Genomic DNA, 17,600 nt, shown 5'->3' on the forward strand with positions numbered 1-17,600 from the left:
GAGCGCTACGCCTCCTTGCTCAGGTTGGGTCCTGCCCCACCCGCGGCCTGCTCGATCGGCGGGACGTCGGGCAGCGCCGACTTCTCCTCACCGCGGAAGGTGAAGGTCTTGGTGTCGCCCTCGCCCTCCGTGTCGACGACCACGATGTGACCGGGGCGCAGCTCGCCGAAGAGGATCTTCTCCGAGAGCGTGTCCTCGATCTCGCGCTGGATCGTGCGACGCAGCGGCCGCGCGCCCAGGACGGGGTCGTAACCCTTCTTGGACAGCAGTTCCTTGGCGGACTGGGAGAGCTCGATGCCCATGTCCCGGTCCTTGAGGCGCTCGTCCACCTTGCCGACCATCAGGTCGACGATCTTGAGGATGTCCTCCTGCGTCAGCTGCGGGAAGACGACCACGTCGTCGACGCGGTTGAGGAACTCGGGGCGGAAGTGCTGCTTGAGCTCGTCCGACACCTTGTTCTTCATGCGCTCGTAGTTCGACTTCGTGTCACCCGTGGCCGCGAAGCCCAGGTTGAAGCCCTTCGAGATGTCCCGCGTGCCGAGGTTGGTCGTCATGATGATGACCGTGTTCTTGAAGTCCACGACCCGGCCCTGGGAGTCGGTCAGACGACCGTCCTCCAGGATCTGCAGCAGCGAGTTGAAGATGTCCGGGTGGGCCTTCTCGACCTCGTCGAAGAGGACCACCGAGAACGGCTTGCGCCGCACCTTCTCCGTCAGCTGACCGCCCTCTTCGTAGCCCACGTATCCGGGGGGCGAACCGAAGAGACGCGACACCGTGTGCTTCTCGCTGAACTCCGACATGTCGAGGGAGATCAGCGCGTCCTCGTCACCGAAGAGGAACTCGGCGAGGGCCTTGGACAGCTCGGTCTTACCGACACCGGACGGACCCGCGAAGATGAACGAACCACCCGGACGCTTCGGGTCCTTCAGACCGGCCCGCGTACGACGGATCGCCTTCGAGAGCGCCTTGACGGCGTCCTTCTGGCCGATGACCCGCTTGTGGAGCTCGTCCTCCATGCGCAGCAGACGCGAGGACTCCTCCTCGGTCAGCTTGAAGACGGGGATGCCGGTCGCGGTCGCGAGGACCTCGGCGATCAGCTCGCCGTCGACCTCGGCGACGACGTCCATGTCGCCGGCCTTCCACTCCTTCTCGCGCTTGGCCTTCGCCGCCAGCAGCTGCTTCTCCTTGTCGCGGAGAGAGGCCGCCTTCTCGAAGTCCTGGGAGTCGATGGCCGACTCCTTGTCGCGGCGGACACCCGCGATCTTCTCGTCGAACTCGCGGAGGTCCGGCGGCGCGGTCATCCGGCGGATGCGCATCCGCGAACCGGCCTCGTCGATGAGGTCGATCGCCTTGTCCGGCAGGAAGCGGTCCGAGATGTACCGGTCGGCCAGGGTGGCGGCCTGGACCAGCGCCTCGTCCGTGATGGAGACCCGGTGGTGCGCCTCGTAGCGGTCGCGCAGGCCCTTGAGGATCTCGATCGTGTGGGGGAGGGAAGGCTCCGCCACCTGGATCGGCTGGAAGCGGCGCTCGAGGGCCGCGTCCTTCTCGAGGTGCTTGCGGTACTCGTCCAGGGTCGTCGCACCGATGGTCTGGAGCTCACCGCGCGCCAGCATCGGCTTCAGGATCGACGCCGCGTCGATGGCGCCCTCGGCGGCACCCGCACCCACGAGCGTGTGCAGCTCGTCGATGAACAGGATGATGTCGCCGCGGGTGCGGATCTCCTTGAGGACCTTCTTCAGCCGCTCCTCGAAGTCACCGCGGTAGCGGGAACCGGCGACCAGCGCGCCCAGGTCGAGGGTGTAGAGGTGCTTGTCCTTGAGGGTCTCGGGCACCTCGCCCTTGACGATGGCCTGCGCCAGGCCCTCGACGACGGCGGTCTTGCCGACGCCGGGCTCGCCGATGAGGACCGGGTTGTTCTTGGTCCGGCGGGACAGCACCTGCATGACCCGCTCGATCTCCTTCTCGCGCCCGATGACCGGGTCGAGCTTGGACTCACGAGCGGCCTGGGTGAGGTTCCGGCCGAACTGATCGAGGACCAGGGACGTGGAGGGGGTGCCCTCGGCAGGACCGCCTGCGGTGGCGGTCTCCTTGCCCTGGTAGCCGGAGAGCAGCTGGATGACCTGCTGCCGCACCCGGTTGAGGTCTGCGCCCAGCTTGACCAGGACCTGGGCGGCGACGCCCTCGCCCTCTCGGATCAGGCCGAGCAGGATGTGCTCCGTGCCGATGTAGTTGTGGCCCAGCTGAAGGGCCTCGCGGAGCGAGAGCTCCAGGACCTTCTTGGCACGGGGGGTGAAGGGGATGTGCCCGGACGGAGCCTGCTGCCCCTGCCCGATGATCTCCTCCACCTGCTGGCGGACCGCCTCGAGCGAAATCCCGAGGCTCTCCAGGGCCTTAGCGGCGACACCCTCACCCTCGTGGATCAGGCCCAGGAGGATGTGCTCGGTGCCGATGTAGTTGTGGTTGAGCATCCGGGCTTCTTCCTGAGCCAGGACGACAACCCGCCGCGCGCGGTCGGTGAACCTCTCGAACATCGTTAATCGCTCCTCAGAGCGGTCAGGCAGTGAGGGGACGCTCCCCTCGCTGTCCTTCCGCAGCTTAGTCCCGCAAGCGGGGACCGCTCATTCCAACTGCCGACACCGTCCTTGGCCTCCTGACCCCGAACGCCGACATCTGCTCCAACCTGATGGTGCGAGACGATGTTCCCGCAGGCCAGGCAGATACCCTCACCAGCTGTACGCCGATGGCGAACGTGAGATGCCCGAGCCATGCGTGTCGCCCTTCCCACTAGGGATGTCTTACCCGTACGCACTGACACTCCATGCCGCGCGCACCGGTTCCCTCCGCTATGGGCGAACATCCTTGCGCCACCGGTCGCCCCCGCAAGCCTCTTCTTTCGATACTCAGCGCGCATGATGAAACACCCAGCGTAACTCCGGAGCCCTTCTGACGGTTGCTCCTGACATGCTTCCCACTGTCCCCCTCCCCCGCCGCCCGCTCCACCCGAGCGACCCGGTGCGGCAGTGGTACGAGAACGAACTCGGCTGGGCGACAGTGCCCGGTTCACCGCTACGACTGGCCGCCGGCCTGCGTTTCGACGTCCTGGACGTCCCTGCGGAAGCGGGTGTCAGGGCCCTGCGACACCTGGGACCGGCCTCTCCGGTGGCACTGCACGCGAGCCGGTCGGCACCGTGCGAGGATCCGGCGGCTCGGCGCGAGAAGGAGCCGGCTCGGCACGGGAAGCGGATGTGGCTACTGGTGGCCGCGGGAAGCGCGGAGGAGCTGCCGGGGCTGCTCGACTGGCTGGAGTGGGGCGCTCTGGCCCTCGATCTCACGGCGGTCGGCGCGGGCGGGAGCATCCAGGCTCCGCTGCCGCCGGGGGTGCCCGAGGGGCCACTCACCGCGGACGGGGCCGGGACGGACAGGCCCGGCGGGTCCGGTCCACAGGGGGCCGCCGTGTGGCTGCGGCCCCCCGAGCCGGGGTGCGGGGTGGAACCCTCGTTGCCGACTCTGTCGGCCGTGGGGGGCGGTGGGGGCGCCCCCGATCTCGTACGACTCGTGGACACGGTGGCGACACAGTGCCACCGGGTCGGGCTGCGACGCGCGTGCGCCCAGCCGCCGGCCTACACGTAGACCTTGGCTGGGCAACTGGGCCATGGGCCTCGACTCAGCCGTTGGCCTTCTCGTAGGCCTCGCGAATGGACGCCGGAACGCGGCCACGGTCGTTGACCTCGTAACCGTTCTCCTTCGCCCACGCGCGGATCTGTGCGGTGTCCTGGCTGCCACCGGAAGCGACACGCGCCTTTCCACGCCCCCCGGCGGCGCGGCCTCCGGTGCGACGACCACCCTTCACATAGGCCTCGAGAAGGCCACGGAGCTTGTCCGCATTGGCGGTCGTGAGATCGATTTCGTACGTCTTGCCGTCCAGCGCGAACGTCACGGTCTCGTCCGCCTCGCCACCGTCGAGGTCGTCGACAAGAAGGACCTGAACCTTCTGTGCCACCGGATTTCCTTTCATCGATAACTTGAGGGTCGAGGGCCTGCGGCGTGTGCCGCTGTTTCACGTCCCCTGTTATATGCAGTACTGCAGTACGTCGGAAAGCAAACCGCTTTTGCTGGAAAAACACAAACCCCTGGGTGAGACTCGGGGACCGCTGGAAGACCGGAAACATGCGCGTTTCGGACATAGGGAACGCGGGCACGGCGGTCGGACGGAATAGTCGCCGGCGATCACAGATGCAGAAGCATGCGGCTGTTGCCCAAGGTGTTCGGTTTCACTCGTTCGAGACCGAGGAACTCCGCGACGCCCTCGTCATAGGAACGCAGCAGCTCGGCGTAGACATCCCTGTCGACGGGCGTCTCGCCGATCTCCACGAAGCCGTGCTTCGCGAAGAAGTCGACTTCGAAGGTCAGACAGAAAACCCGGCGAACGCCGAGCCAGCGGGCGGTCTGGAGCAACTTCTCCAGCAACTGATGACCGACGCCGGCACCCTTGACCACGGGGTTCACCGCGAGAGTGCGGACTTCCGCGAGGTCTTCCCACATGACGTGCAGCGCACCGCAGCCGACCACCTCGGCGTTGTCGTCGCGTTCCGCGACCCAGAACTCCTGGATGTCCTCGTAAAGCGTCACCGTCGCTTTGTCGAGCAGGATGCTACGGCGGACGTTCGCGTCGAGGAGGCGGCGCACGGCCGGGACATCACTGGTCCTGGCCCGCCGGACGGTGACGGCTTTTGCGGTGTCTTCGGGACGCGGTACTGGATGCTCTGCTGGCATGGGCGGACGCTATCGCCCGGTGCCGCCCGGGCCGGAGTCGGGGTTCTCGCCCGGCTTCTCACCCTGCTTCTCACCGGACGCCTCGACGGGCTTGTCGTCGGGCTTGCCGTCGGCTGCGTCAGGGGTTACACGTGTTTCGCCGCCGGCCTCGCCTTGTTCGGGGCCTTCTTCAGGCCCTTGCACGATGCGTACGGCATCCCGCAGCGCGCGCCGCTGTTCCTCACTCATCATCCCGAAGAAGGCGACGAGAGCGGCGGCGGGGTTGTCGCTCTGGGACCACGCGTCGTTCATCAGTGCGGCCGAGTAGGCGGCACGCGTGGAGACCGCCTCATATCGATAGGCCCGGCCTTCCGCCTCCCTGCGCACCCAGCCCTTCTGATGGAGATTGTCCAAAACGGTCATCACCGTGGTGTACGCGATGGACCGTTCCTGCTGAAGGTCTTCCAGGACTTCTCGAACGGTCACCGGGCGGTTCCACTTCCACACCCGCGTCATGACCGCGTCTTCGAGTTCTCCCAATGGGCGAGGCACAGCTCAGAACAATAGTGGGAGATCACCAACAAAAAGGGCGTACGACTCGAAAAACGTATGAGAACGTATGAGTCGTACGCCGATGAGTGCCCCGGCGGTGACGCGCGGGCCGCGTCGGCCGGGGCATGTGACCTTGGTGTCGCCTCAGGCCTTGATGTCGGGGGAGGCCTGGCGGGCGCTCTCCGCGCGCGCGAGGGCGGCGTCGACGACCGCGTCCTCCTTGGACTTGTTGGCCCCGCCCTGGGTCTTCACGATCGTCACGATCAACCCGATGAAGAACACGGCCATCACTACGGGGGGCACCAGCGCGGAGACATAGTCCATGCCCCCAGAGTAGCTATCCCGCGGCGAGCTGCTGCGGCGGGTTCGCCGGTGGCGGCGCGGGCTTGCGCTTCGGCGGGAAGACCTCGCCCGGGGTCGGGATCGGACGGTCCGGGCGCGGGCTCCTGGCCGGGGACTGCGGCCGCGGCTCGGCGGCGGGGCTGCCCGCGGGCTTCTTCGCGGGTTCCTCCGAGGCCGAGACCGCGGCCAGGCCGCCGGGCAGGGCCGTCAGGCGGGTACGGGAGGCGGGGACCGTGGGTGTGGTGCCGCGGTCCGCGAGGCGGGTGCGGACGTCCTGCTCGGCGAGGGTGTCGCAGCGGCCCAGGAGGGCGGCTGCAGCGGGGCTGCCGCGCAGCGCCCGGAGCGCGGCGAGGTCGTCCGGGCCGGGACGGTAGCCCGAGCCGAGTGCTTCCTCCAGGAGGACGAGATAGCCCGCGGCGGTGCCGGGCAGGGCGGCACGGTAGCGGGCGAGGTCGGCCAGCAGGAAGGCCCTGAGCCTGGCTCCCTCGCGGGCCGCCTCGTCGACGGACTCGGCGAGACGGAGGCAGTCCTGGACGTCTTCGGCCGAGGCGGGGGTGGGGTGGAGGGCGAGGGCGAGAGCGCGACGGAGCACACGCAGCTCCTGTGCTCCGAACGCCATGCCGCCGCGGGATCCGTAGGGCGTGGGCATGCGGTGACGATACGCGCTAATCAGACAAAATCCGCATAGCTCCTGGCGCGTGTCCCTCCGGGGGTTGGCGGGGGGGGGGCGACCGCGGGGCGACCGCGGGTGAGTGTCCCCCTGCACCCCCTGCCGGGGCTCCGCCCCGAACCCCCGTCCGCCCGATCCCTTCGCCTGCGGGACGGCGGGGGTTGCCCGCGCAGTTCCCTGCGCCCCCAGGGCGGGGGCTTCGCCCCGCATTCCCCCGCCCGCCCGAGTTCGTTGGGCTTGCGGGACGGTGGGGGCTGGGCGCGCAGTTCCTCGCGCCCCTAGGAGCCTCGGCTCGGCCTGTGTTTGAAGGCGAGGCCGAAGGCCGAACCCCACCCACCCCGGCCCCCGCCCTTCAGGCCGATGCGGGGGTTCAGGGGGCGAGGGTGGTCAGGTGCGGGACACGTTGCGTTCGTAGACCAGGCGCAGGCCGATCAGCGTGAGCCACGGTTCGTGCTCGTCGATGACGGAGGACTCGCCGAGAACCATCGGCGCCAGCCCACCCGTAGCGATGACGGTGACGTCGTCGGGATCCTCCGCCAGCTCGCGCACCATCCGGCTGACGACCCCGTCGACCTGCCCCGCGAACCCGTAGATGATCCCGGACTGCATCGCCTCGACGGTGTTCTTGCCGATGACCGCCCGCGGCCGGGCCACCTCGATCTTGCGCAGCTGAGCGCCCTTGACCCCGAGCGCGTCCACGGAGATCTCGATCCCGGGCGCGATGACACCGCCGACGTACTCACCCCGCGCACTCACCGCGTCGAAAGTGGTCGCCGTACCGAAGTCGACGACGATCGCCGGCCCCCCGTAGAGCTCGACGGCGGCGACCGAGTTGATGATGCGGTCCGCGCCGACCTCCTTGGGGTTGTCCGTGAGGATCGGCACGCCGGTCTTCACGCCGGGCTCGACCAGCACGGCGGGCACGTCGCCGTAGTAGCGGCGGGTCACCTCGCGCAGTTCGTGCAGTACGGACGGGACGGTGGCGCAGATCGCGATCCCGTCGATGCCGTCGCCCAGTTCCTCGCCGAGCAGCGGATGCATGCCCATCAGGCCCTGGAGGAGCACGGCGAGCTCGTCGGCGGTGCGGCGGGCGTCCGTGGAGATGCGCCAGTGCTCGACGATCTCCTCGCCGTCGAAGAGACCGAGGACGGTGTGCGTGTTGCCGACATCGATGGTGAGCAGCATGGGTCCTACTCCGCCTCGTCCGTCGAGGCCTGGCCTGTCGACGCCTCGCGCAGGTCGAGGCCGATGTCCAGGATCGGCGAGGAGTGGGTCAGCGCGCCCACGGCCAGGAAGTCGACGCCGGTCTTCGCGTACACCCCGGCGTTGGCGAGCGTGAGCCGCCCCGAGGCTTCGAGGAGCGCCCGGCCCTCCACGATGGCCACCGCCTCCTCGCACTCGACGGGCGTGAAGTTGTCGAGAAGGATCAGGTCGGCGCCCGCGTCCACGACCTCGCGCAGCTGGTGCAGCGTGTCGACCTCGACCTCGATCGGCACCTCCGGGAAGGCCTCGCGAACGGCCTCGAAGGCCTGGGCGACGCCGCCGGCGGCGACCACGTGGTTGTCCTTGACCAGCGCCGCGTCCGACAACGACATGCGGTGGTTGACGCCACCGCCCATGCGCACCGCGAACTTCTCCAGGGCGCGCAGGCCCGGCGTCGTCTTGCGGGTGTCGCGCACGCGGGCGCTGGTGCCCTCCAGGGCGTCCGCCCACGCGCGTGTGGTGGTCGCGATGCCGGACAGCCGGCACAGCAGGTTCAGCGCGCTGCGCTCGGCGGTGAGGAGGTCGCGGGTGCGGGTGGTGACGCTGAGGAGCTTCTGGCCCTCCTCGACCCGGTCACCGTCCTCGACGTGCCGCTCCACCACGAACTCGTCGGTGCAGACCACGGAGATGACCGCCTCGGCCACCCGCAGGCCGGCGACGACGCCCGCGTCACGGGCGACGAAGTCGGCGGTGGAGACGGCGTCCTCGGGGATGGTCGCGACGGTCGTCACGTCCACGCCGTGGTCGAGGTCCTCCTGGATGGCGACGTTCGCGATGTCCTCGACCTCCAGCGGGTCGAGTCCGGCGTCGGCGAGGAGCTGGGCGAGCGCGGGGTCGAGGCCGCACTCCATGTACGCGTCGTCGTCCGCTTCGGCGCCGCAGCCGCAGCCGTCGCCGCAGCCGCCGCTCTGGGCGAGGGGAAGGTCGGGGGTGCTCACTGCTGTCACTGCTCCTGAAGGCGCTGGGGCACGGGGGTCCCCCCTGGTCGGGGGGAGCCGGGGGTCTGCTGGAGGGTCGGGGGGAAGTCTGCGGTGTCCGTGGTGTGTACGGCCAGCGTGCGGTCGGGATTCAGCCGTACGACGATGTGGCGGCGCCAGTCGGCGTCGTCGCGGTCGGCGTGGTCCTCGCGCCAGTGGCAGCCACGAGTCTCCTCGCGCAGGCGCGCGGCCGCGACCAGAACCCGCGCCACGCACAGGAGGTTGGTGGCCTCCCACGTGTCGACGCCGGGCTCGGAGGTCTTGCCGTTCTCGTCGAGGGCGTCGCGAGCGTCGGTGTGGAGCTGCTGGAGCCGGCCGGTGGCGGTCGCGAGGGATTCGGCGGAGCGCAGTACACCGGCGCCGTCCGTCATGATCCGCTGGATCGCGAACCGGGCCTCGGGGGCGAGCAGGGGGTGGGCGGGCTTCTCGGGGTGCGGGACCGGTACGGGCACGCGCGCGTGGAGGCCGTTTTCCGAGCGGCTCCGCACGATGTCCGCGGCGATGCGCTCGGCGTAGACGAGGCCCTCCAGGAGGGAGTTGGAGGCGAGCCGGTTGGCGCCGTGGACGCCCGTGCAGGCGACCTCGCCGCACGCGTAGAGGCCGGGCACCGTGGTGCGGCCGCGGGCGTCCGTGCGAACGCCTCCGGAGGCGTAGTGGGCGGCCGGGGCGACCGGGACGGGCTCGGTGACCGGGTCGATGCCGTGAGCGCGGCAGGCGGCGAGGATGGTCGGGAAGCGGTGCTCCCACATGTCGGCGCCGAAGTGCCGGGCGTCGAGGTACATGTGCTCGGCGTCCTGCTCCTGCATGCGCCGCATGATGCCCTTGGCGACGATGTCCCGGGGCGCCAGTTCGGCCAGTTCGTGCTGGCCGACCATGAAGCGCACGCCGTCCGCGTCGACCAGGTGGGCGCCCTCGCCGCGTACCGCCTCCGACACCAGCGGCTGCTGGCCCTCGGCGTCCGGGCCGAGGAAGAGCACGGTCGGGTGGAACTGGACGAATTCGAGGTCGGAGACCTCGGCGCCCGCGCGCAGGGCGAGTGCCACGCCGTCGCCCGTGGAGACCGACGGGTTGGTGGTCGCGGAGAAGACCTGGCCCATGCCGCCGGTGGCGAGGACCACGGTGGGGGCGTGGACGGCTCCCACGCCGTCGTGCTGGCCCTCTCCCATGACGTGGAGGGTCACACCCGCGGTGCGGCCGTCGGAGTCCGTGAGGAGGTCCAGGACGAGCGCGTTCTCGACCGTGCGCAGGCCACGCGCGCGTACCGCCTCGACGAGTGCCCGGGAGATCTCGGCGCCCGTCGCGTCGCCGCCCGCGTGCGCGATGCGGCGCCGGTGGTGGCCGCCCTCACGGGTGAGTGCCAGCTCGCCTTCGGTGGACTCGTCGAAGTGGGCGCCGGTCTCGATCAGGCGGCGTACGGCGTCGGGGCCCTCGGTGACGAGGATGCGCACGGCGTCCTCGTCGCACAGGCCCGCGCCCGCGACGAGGGTGTCCTCGAGGTGCTGCTCCGGGGTGTCGCCCTCGCCGAGGGCCGCGGCGATGCCGCCCTGCGCCCAGCGCGTGGAGCCGTCGTCGAGGCGGGCCTTGGTGACGACGACGGTCCTCAGGCCCGCGGCCTCGCAGCGCAGCGCCGCGGTGAGGCCCGCGACGCCGGAGCCGACGACCACCACGTCCGCGGTGAGGGCCCAGCCGGGGGCGGGTGCGTGCAGTCGTATGCCAGTACCCGTAGGTGTACCTGTGCCTGTGGCGGTCACGAGGCGGCTCCGAAGGTGAGGGGGAGGTTGTCGATCAGGCGGGTCGTGCCGACCCGGGCGGCGACGGCGAGGACCGCCTCGCCGGTGAACTCGTCCTCGATCTCGGTGAAGTCGGACGGATCGACCAGCGCCAGGTAGTCCAGGACCAGCGGCGGCTGGAGGCGGGCGGCCTCGTCCAGGACGAGGCGGGCGGCGGCGCGGACGGCGGCGGGGGCGCCGGGAACGGCCTTGGCGACCGCGTGCGCGTCGGCGGCGGCGCGGGATTCGCCGATCGCGCTCAGCGCCTCGGCACGCGCGCGCGTGGCGGGCACTTCGCGGGCCCGGGCGCGCAGTGCCTCCTGGGCGGCGTGCCGGTCGCGGCCCGCGAAGAGGGCCTGCGAGAGGGCGAGCGCGGTGCGCCGCTCCTCGGGCGAGAGGTAGCGGTTGCGGCTGGAGAGGGCGAGCCCGTCCTCCTCGCGCGCGGTGGGCACGCCGACGATCTCCACGCCGAAGTTCAGGTCGCGCACCATGCGGCGGATCAGGGCGAGCTGCTGGGCGTCCTTCTGCCCGAACAGCGCCGCGTCGGGCCGGGTGAGGTGCAGCAGCTTGGCGACGACGGTGAGCATGCCGTCGAAGTGACCGGGGCGCACGGCACCCTCCAGGCGCTCGCCCATGGGGCCCGCGGAGAGGCGGACCTGAGGGTCGCCGCCGGGGTAGACCTCGTCCACGGAGGGGGCGAACACGGCGTCCGCGCCCGCCTCCTCGGCGATCTTGAGGTCGGCGTCGAGGGTGCGCGGGTAGCGGTCGAGGTCCTCGCCCGCGCCGAACTGGAGCGGGTTCACGAAGACCGTCACGACGACCTCGCCCTCGGGCCCGGCGATCTCGCGGGCTGCGCGGATCAGCGTGGCGTGACCCTCGTGCAGGGCGCCCATGGTCATCACGACGGCCCGGCCGCCGCGCCGCACGCGCGCGTGCAGCTCGTCGGCGGTGCGCAGCAGGGTGGTGGTCATCGGTCGCTCCCGTCGTCGGGCAGGGTCGCGCCGTCGGCGAGTACCCCGAGGAGGTCCTCGGCGAGTTCCGGCTTCAGCAGGCCGTGGGCCAGCGCCCGGTCGGCGGTCGCGCGGGCCATCGCGAGATAGCCGGCGACGGTCCCCGGGGCGTGCTTGCGCAGTTCGGCGACGTGCGCGGCGACCGTGCCGGCGTCTCCGCGCGCGACGGGCCCGGTGAGGGCGGCGTCGCCCGACCTGAGGGCGTTGTCGAGGGCGGCGCCGAGCAGCGGGCCGAGCATCCGGTCCGGGGCCTCCACGCCGGCGGCGCGCAGCAGTTCCATGGACTCGGCGACCAGGGTCACCAGGTGGTTGGCGCCGAGCGCAAGGGCCGCGTGGTAGAGCGGGCGGGACTCCTCGGCGATCCACTCGGGCTCGCCGCCCATCTCGATCACCAGGGCCTCGGCGGCCAGGCGCAGCTGTTCGGGCGCGGTGACCCCGAAGGAGCATCCGGCGAGCCGCTGCACGTCCACGGGGGTGCCGGTGAACGTCATGGCGGGGTGCAGCGCGAGCGGCAGGGCGCCCGCTCTGAGCGCCGGGTCGAGCACCCGCGCGCCGTACCGCCCGGAGGTGTGCACGAGCAGCTGTCCGGGCCGGATGGCGCCCGTCTCGGCGAGCCCCTCGACGAGCCCGGGCAGGGCGTCGTCCGGGACGGTCAGCAGGACCAGGTCGGAGCGCTCCAGGACCTGCGCCGGGGAGAGCAGCGGCACGTCCGGCAGGAGCAGGGCGGCCCGCCGCCTGGAGGCGTCGGAGACCCCGGAGACGGCCACCGGGCGGTGCCCGGCGAGCTGGAGCGCCGCGGCGAGGGCGGGGCCGACCCGGCCCGCGCCGACAACGCCGACGGTGAGACGCGCGGGGCGGTCCTTGGGATCTGGCTGGGGGAATGTACTCACTCGACGGCGGCCTTCCGTTCCAGTCCGCTCGGGGTACCGGACGATTTCTCGTCATGTTAACGCGATTGGTTCGAGCGTCGTTTTCGTTGTCCACAGCCTGTGGGTTTCCGCAGGTCGCGGGGGGTGCGGAAAACGAGGATGCCGGGGCGGGGCCGCGCGCGACATCATCCGGGGATGAGCGATGCGGCGGAAGCGACGGCGGGACAGGACCCGGAGACGGCGGGGCAGGCCCCGGAGAGCGCGGGCCAGGATCCGGAGAGTGCGGGCCAGGATCCGGAAGAGGCGGCCGAGCGGCTGCTGGAGCGGCGGCGTGCCGCGCTGCGGGCGGCCCGGCGCGTGCTGTGGCGGCCCATCCACCAGCCCACGGTCCGGGAGCGGCTGGCCTGGCTGAACGACGGCGCCGAGGGCGCGTACGACCTCGACCGGCCCGTCGACATGTACGGCGGCCAGATCGTCGAGACCCTGGAGGAGCGGGTCGCGGGCCTGCTCGGCAAGGAGGCGGCCGCCTTCTTCCCCACCGGCACCATGGCCCAGCAGGTCGCCCTGCGGTGCTGGGCCGGCCGTACCGGGAACCCGACCGTCGCGCTCCATGCGCTCGGTCACCCCGAGGTCCATGAACGGCAGGCGTTCAGCCAGGTCAGCGGCTTGCGACCGGTGCGGGTGACCGACGAGCCCCGGCTGCCCACGGCCCAGGAGGTACGGGACTTCGAGGAGCCCTTCGGGGCGCTGCTGCTCGAACTGCCGCTCAGGGACGCCGGTTTTGTGCTGCCCTCCTGGGAGGAACTCTCCGAGGTCGTGGAGGCCGCCCGGGAGCGTGACGCGGTGGTCCACTTCGACGGGGCCCGCCTGTGGGAGTGCACCGCGCACTTCGGCCGCCCGCTGGACGCGATCGCGGACCTCGCGGACAGCGTCTACGTGTCGTTCTACAAGTCGCTCGGAGGCTTCGGCGGGGCGGTGATCGCGGGCCCGAAGACGCTGATCGACGAGGCGAAGACCTGGCGGCACCGGTACGGCGGCATGATCCTCCAGCAGTTCCCCACGGTGCTCGCCGCGCTCATCGGCCTGGACCAGGAGCTGCCCCGGCTGCCGGAGTACGTGGCTCACGCGCGCGTGGTCGCCGCCGCCCTGCGCGAGGGTTTCACGGAGGCCAAGGTCCCCTGGGTGCGCGTCCACCCGGAAGAGCCGCACACCCACCAGTTCCAGGTCTGGCTGCCGTACGACCCGGACGTCCTCACGGACGCGGCGCTGCGGCAGACCGAGGAGACGAAGACCTCGCTCTTCTCCCAGAGCTGGATGCGGGGCGGTCCGGGGCTCGCGCTCACCGAGGTCACGGTGGCGGCGCCCGCTCTGGAGTGGACGGCGCAGGACGTACGGGCGGCCGTCCGGGAGTTCGTCGAGCGACTGCCCGGCTGACCACACACGGCGACCGGATTGCGCCGGTCCTCGGCGGCTGTCGCCCCGATTGACGGCCGCCGTCAATCGGGGACGGCGTTGTCAGTGGCGGGGTGCACCATGAGGTCATGAGCGTGCACATCGACGTCACCGGGCTGCGGCAGGAGCGGATCTCCGTCGTGCCGTCGCCCCTGGCCGAGCTCTGCATGGCGCTGCACGCGCTGTCCGAGCCGGGTCACCACCCCGGGCTGCAGGGCTGGGCGACCGGCGTGACCGCCCGGCTCGACTCGCATCTCGCGGACCGGATGTGCGAGGCCGACTTCCTGTGGCGGACGACGTTCTCGGACCTGTTCCTGCCGTACGCGGGGATTCCCGGGGGGACCACGCTCCCGGGCGCCACACTCGCCGAAGAGCTGGACCTGCTGGACAAGCTGACCGACGAGCAGTTCGTGGACGCCGCCCTGGAGTTCACCTGCGCGCTTCCGTACGCGGCGCCGGGCCGCGACACGCTCTCCGACCCCGAGCTGCAGCAGCGCGCGCTGGAGCTGGCCGCCGCGCGCGGACCCCAGCAGGTGCGGTTCAGCAAGCGGCTGCTGGACGATCCCCCGCAGATCCGGGCATGGCTGCGGCAGTTCCTGGAGGACTGCGACGAGGCCTTCTTCGCCGAGACCTGGTCCCGGCTGCGCCACCAGCTCGCGGCGGACGCCCGCCACAAGACGGACCTCCTGCGGCACAAGGGCCTGGCCGAGGCCATGGCCTCGGTGTCCCCGGCGGTGACGCTCGACGAGACCGGCCGGACGATCACGGTCGACAAGCTGGGCCAGGGCCAGACGGCCACCGGGGAGGGCGGGCTCCTCCTCGTGCCGACCAGTCTCGGCTGGCCGCACCTGATGGTGCTGCATCGCTACGGCTGGCAGCCGGTGCTCCACTACCCGGTCGGTTCCCCGGAGCTCGCGGCACCGTTCTCGCTGGAGCAGCTGACCCTGCGGATGACCGCGCTGTCCCATCCGGTCCGGATGCGGATCTGCCGCAGCCTGGCCCGCAGCGCGTTCACCACGGGCGAGCTGGCGCAGGTGAACGGGATGACGGCCCCGGAGATATCCCGCCACCTGGGCGTGCTCAAGAAGGCGGGCCTGATCACCACGAGACGCCGCGGGCGGTACGTGCTGCACCAGCTGGACGTCAGCGTCGTGGCCCGGCTGGGCAGCGACTTCCTGGAGGGCATCCTGCGCTGAGCCCGGCGGCCCCATGTCCGGCGCTCCGGAGGCTCAGTCGAACCGGATGTGCTTGGCACCCGTCCACGCCCGCCGCAACCGTCCCCGCACCGCCCCGTCCTTGTTCGGCGTCAGCGTGAGTCCCGCGAGCACGGCGATCCGGTCGGCCGTCTTGGCGACCGTCGTGTGATCGGTCCACAGGTGCTCCGCGAACTCCGGCTCGCGCAGCCGCTCCAGGCAGTCGTCGAGCTGCCGCACGGCCCAACTCTCCTGCCGCGGCGGGGCGTCCTTCCCGGCGACGCACTGAAGGAGGTGTCCGAAGCCGCGCTCGCGCAGCCGCTTCAGTACGGTCTCGCGCTCGGCGAGAAGCGCGAAGTGCCGCACGTCGTGGCCCAGTTCGGTCAGCCGCCCGACCGTCTCCTCGAAATAGCGGGCGTTGGTGACCGTCATGGGGACGATGACCACGCCGTCGTGCTTGCCGAGGGCGAGGTCGAGCACCTCGACCACACCCTGCCGCCAGGACGCCAAGTCCTGGAAGTCCCCGCGCAGTTCGGGTGGCAGCATGCGGCGCAGACCGAAGCCGGCGTGTTCCGGGTCGCAGACGACGCTGCCCGGCAGCCGTCGCTGGATCTCGTGTGCGGTCTGTGTCTTGCCGCCCCCGAAGGGGCCGTTGATCCACAGGAGCATGCGCAGACCCTAGTGGTCCCCGGTCACGCCCCGGTCACGCACCCGCGACCGCCCCGTCGGCCCGGATCAACGCTGCCCGCCCGCGCGTACGAGCCCCGTCTCGTAGGCGAGGACCACCACCTGCACCCGGTCCCGCAGCCCCAGCTTGGTCAGGATGCGTCCCACATGCGTCTTCACGGTGGCCTCGGACAGCACGAGACGGGCCGCGATCTCGCCGTTCGACAGACCCTGCGCGACCAGCACCATCACCTCGCGCTCACGGTCGGTGAGCCGCTCCAGCTCCTTGTGCTGGGGCTCCTTGCCGGCGTGGGGCAGCATCGGCGCGAACCGGTCGAGGAGGCGCCGGGTGGTGGAGGGCGCGACCACGGCGTCACCGCTGTGCACGGAGCGGATGGCGGTGAGCAGCTCGCCGGGCGGCACGTCCTTGAGCATGAAGCCGGAGGCGCCCGCCTTCAGCCCGGAGAAGGCGTACTCGTCGAGGTCGAAGGTGGTGAGGATCAGCACCTTCGGAGGGTTGGGGTCCAAGCAGATGCGGCGGGTGGTCTCCACACCGTCCAGCTTCGGCATGCGTACGTCCATCAGCACCACGTCGACCGCGGTCGACCGCAGGACCTGAAGGGCCTCGACGCCGTCGCCCGCCTCGGCCACGACCTCCATGTCCGGCTGGGCGGCGAGCACCATCCGGAAGCCGGTGCGCAGCAGCACCTGGTCGTCGACGAGCATCACGCGGATCGCCATCGGGGTCTCTTCCCTCTCCATCAACGGTCAGAAAGCTCTTGGAACGGATCAAAAGGTGTCGTTACAGGTGTCAGTGAGCCGACTTGAGCGGCAGCAGGGCGCTGATGCGGAAGCCTCCACCGGGGCGCGGCCCCGCGTCCAGAGTGCCTCCGACCATACCGACGCGCTCGCGCATCCCGATCAGGCCGTGCCCCTGGCCGTCGGCGCCGCCCTCCTCGTACAGCTCGTGGGGCGCGCCCTTGCCGTCGTCCTCGACGAGCAGCCCGAGCCCGTCGTCGAAGTAGACCAGGCGCACGCTCGCGCCCGCGTTCGGGCCACCGTGCTTGCGCGTGTTGGTGAGCGCCTCCTGGACGATGCGGTACGCCGTGAGCTCCACCCCGCTGGGCAGCGGACGCGGGGTGCCCTCGACCTTGAAGTCGACGGGCAGGCCCGAGGTGCGGCACTGCTCGATGAGGTCGTCGAGCTGCTCGACGTCGGGCTGCGGCACGTACTCACCGCTCTCCTGGTGCTCGCCGGTGCGCAGCACGCCGAGCAGGCGGCGCATCTCGGCGAGGGCCTGGCGACCGGTCCCGGAGATGGTCTCGAGGGCCTTCCTGGCCTGCTCGGGGGCGGTGTCCATGACGTAGGCGGCGCCGTCCGCCTGGACCACCATCACCGAGACGTTGTGCGCGACCACGTCGTGCAGTTCGCGGGCGATCCGGGCGCGCTCGGCCGCGACGGCCACCTTGGCCTGCGCCTCGCGCTCCTTCTCCAGGCGGGCGGCGCGCTCCTCCAACTGGGCCAGGTAGGCGCGGCGGGTGCGGATGGAGTCGCCGAGCACCCAGGCGAGCGCGAACGGAACCGTCTGGAAGACCGCTATCAGCACGTTGCTCACCGACCCCGAGTCCACCTGGGGCCAGCGGATCTGCGCGAGGGGGGCCGCACACAGACCGCCGATCAGCGCGAAGCGGGAGGCCCAGCGGGCGCCGTCCGCGGCGACGGTGTAGATGATCACCAGCATCGCGAAGTCCGCGGGCACCACTTCGACGTCCAGGGCGAGCTGGGCGAAGCCCATGGCCGCGGCCACGACCAGCATCTTCTCGGGCATACGACGGCGCAGCGCGACGACCAGACTCAGTACGACGGCGATCGGGAGGGCAGCGGCGAGCGGCCCGTGCCGGTCGGCGGCGCCGTTGACATTGGTCAGGCGCACGCCGGAGATCCCGAGCAGGACGACGGCCCAGAAGGTGTCGACCCACGTCGGGTGCCTGCGGAGAAAGTCATAGAGGCGCTGCACGTAACCCAGCGTAGGGAAGCATGCAGTGTGCAGGGGTCAACCGGAGGGTCGATCCGCAAAGGGCGCTC

17 protein-coding genes are annotated in these 17,600 nt (G+C 71.0%); 3 read left to right on the plus strand and 14 right to left on the minus strand.

Annotated features, from left to right (window positions below):
* Window positions 1-5: 5 nt before the first annotated feature.
* On the minus strand, window positions 6-2,531 hold the full coding sequence (locus ACZ69M_RS13110; protein WP_054237510.1) for an ATP-dependent Clp protease ATP-binding subunit: 2,526 nt from the start codon (window positions 2,529-2,531) through the stop codon (window positions 6-8).
* Between the two features lie 430 nt (window positions 2,532-2,961).
* On the opposite strand from ACZ69M_RS13110, the gene ACZ69M_RS13115 reads away from it, so the two are divergent.
* The gene (locus ACZ69M_RS13115) at window positions 2,962-3,630 is read left to right on the plus strand and encodes an SCO3374 family protein (protein ID WP_470049414.1); all 669 of its coding nucleotides are present in this window, start codon (window positions 2,962-2,964) and stop codon (window positions 3,628-3,630) included.
* Between the two features lie 34 nt (window positions 3,631-3,664).
* On the opposite strand, the gene ACZ69M_RS13120 is transcribed toward ACZ69M_RS13115, so the two are convergent.
* The 10 genes from ACZ69M_RS13120 to ACZ69M_RS13165 form a co-directional block, all read right to left on the minus strand.
* Window positions 3,665-4,000 carry a histone-like nucleoid-structuring protein Lsr2 gene (locus ACZ69M_RS13120; protein WP_095853285.1) on the minus strand — a complete coding sequence of 112 codons (336 nt, stop codon included), beginning with the start codon at window positions 3,998-4,000 and terminating at the stop codon, window positions 3,665-3,667.
* Window positions 4,001-4,227: 227 nt separating this feature from the next.
* Window positions 4,228-4,773 carry an amino-acid N-acetyltransferase gene (locus tag ACZ69M_RS13125; protein ID WP_470049416.1) on the minus strand — a complete coding sequence of 182 codons (546 nt, stop codon included), beginning with the start codon at window positions 4,771-4,773 and terminating at the stop codon, window positions 4,228-4,230.
* A gap of 9 nt (window positions 4,774-4,782) precedes the next feature.
* A complete protein-coding gene (locus ACZ69M_RS13130; RefSeq protein WP_470050151.1) occupies window positions 4,783-5,268 on the minus strand; it encodes a BlaI/MecI/CopY family transcriptional regulator in 486 nt (161 codons plus the stop codon).
* Window positions 5,269-5,448: 180 nt separating this feature from the next.
* Window positions 5,449-5,628, minus strand: coding sequence for a hypothetical protein (locus ACZ69M_RS13135; RefSeq protein ID WP_095853288.1), 180 nt, complete (start codon window positions 5,626-5,628; stop codon window positions 5,449-5,451).
* Between the two features lie 13 nt (window positions 5,629-5,641).
* A complete protein-coding gene (locus ACZ69M_RS13140; protein WP_470050153.1) occupies window positions 5,642-6,265 on the minus strand; it encodes a hypothetical protein in 624 nt (207 codons plus the stop codon).
* Between the two features lie 438 nt (window positions 6,266-6,703).
* Entirely contained in the window at window positions 6,704-7,501 is a 798-nt protein-coding gene (locus ACZ69M_RS13145; protein ID WP_470049418.1) for a type III pantothenate kinase, read from the minus strand.
* Between the two features lie 5 nt (window positions 7,502-7,506).
* A complete protein-coding gene (nadC, locus tag ACZ69M_RS13150) occupies window positions 7,507-8,517 on the minus strand; it encodes a carboxylating nicotinate-nucleotide diphosphorylase (RefSeq protein ID WP_470049420.1) in 1,011 nt (336 codons plus the stop codon).
* Between the two features lie 5 nt (window positions 8,518-8,522).
* Window positions 8,523-10,307 (minus strand): L-aspartate oxidase, encoded by a 1,785-nt coding sequence (locus ACZ69M_RS13155; RefSeq protein WP_470049422.1) that lies wholly within the window; start codon window positions 10,305-10,307, stop codon window positions 8,523-8,525.
* On the minus strand, window positions 10,304-11,296 hold the full coding sequence (panC, locus tag ACZ69M_RS13160; protein WP_470049424.1) for a pantoate--beta-alanine ligase: 993 nt from the start codon (window positions 11,294-11,296) through the stop codon (window positions 10,304-10,306). Before panC ends, ACZ69M_RS13155 begins: the two co-directional genes overlap by 4 nt.
* Window positions 11,293-12,225, minus strand: a complete 933-nt coding sequence (locus ACZ69M_RS13165) for a Rossmann-like and DUF2520 domain-containing protein (RefSeq protein WP_470049426.1) — start codon at window positions 12,223-12,225, stop codon at window positions 11,293-11,295. The genes panC and ACZ69M_RS13165 overlap by 4 nt, the downstream gene beginning before the upstream one ends.
* 174 nt (window positions 12,226-12,399) lie before the next feature.
* On the opposite strand from ACZ69M_RS13165, the gene ACZ69M_RS13170 reads away from it, so the two are divergent.
* Together ACZ69M_RS13170 and ACZ69M_RS13175 are read left to right on the plus strand one after the other, a co-directional pair.
* Entirely contained in the window at window positions 12,400-13,638 is a 1,239-nt protein-coding gene (locus ACZ69M_RS13170; RefSeq protein ID WP_470049428.1) for a threonine aldolase family protein, read from the plus strand.
* Between the two features lie 107 nt (window positions 13,639-13,745).
* Window positions 13,746-14,852, plus strand: a complete 1,107-nt coding sequence (locus ACZ69M_RS13175; RefSeq protein WP_470049430.1) for a DUF5937 family protein — start codon at window positions 13,746-13,748, stop codon at window positions 14,850-14,852.
* Between the two features lie 33 nt (window positions 14,853-14,885).
* Here ACZ69M_RS13175 and ACZ69M_RS13180 read toward each other — a convergent pair whose 3' ends face one another.
* The 3 genes from ACZ69M_RS13180 to ACZ69M_RS13190 form a co-directional block, all read right to left on the minus strand.
* Window positions 14,886-15,518, minus strand: a complete 633-nt coding sequence (locus ACZ69M_RS13180; RefSeq protein WP_470049432.1) for an AAA family ATPase — start codon at window positions 15,516-15,518, stop codon at window positions 14,886-14,888.
* Window positions 15,519-15,584: 66 nt separating this feature from the next.
* Window positions 15,585-16,256 (minus strand): response regulator transcription factor, encoded by a 672-nt coding sequence (locus tag ACZ69M_RS13185; RefSeq protein WP_352050013.1) that lies wholly within the window; start codon window positions 16,254-16,256, stop codon window positions 15,585-15,587.
* A 70-nt stretch (window positions 16,257-16,326) separates the two neighbouring features.
* Window positions 16,327-17,532, minus strand: a complete 1,206-nt coding sequence (locus ACZ69M_RS13190; RefSeq protein WP_470049434.1) for a sensor histidine kinase — start codon at window positions 17,530-17,532, stop codon at window positions 16,327-16,329.
* Between the last annotated feature and the right edge of the window lie 68 nt (window positions 17,533-17,600).

Source organism: Streptomyces sp. NPDC107454 (genome assembly GCF_055582885.1).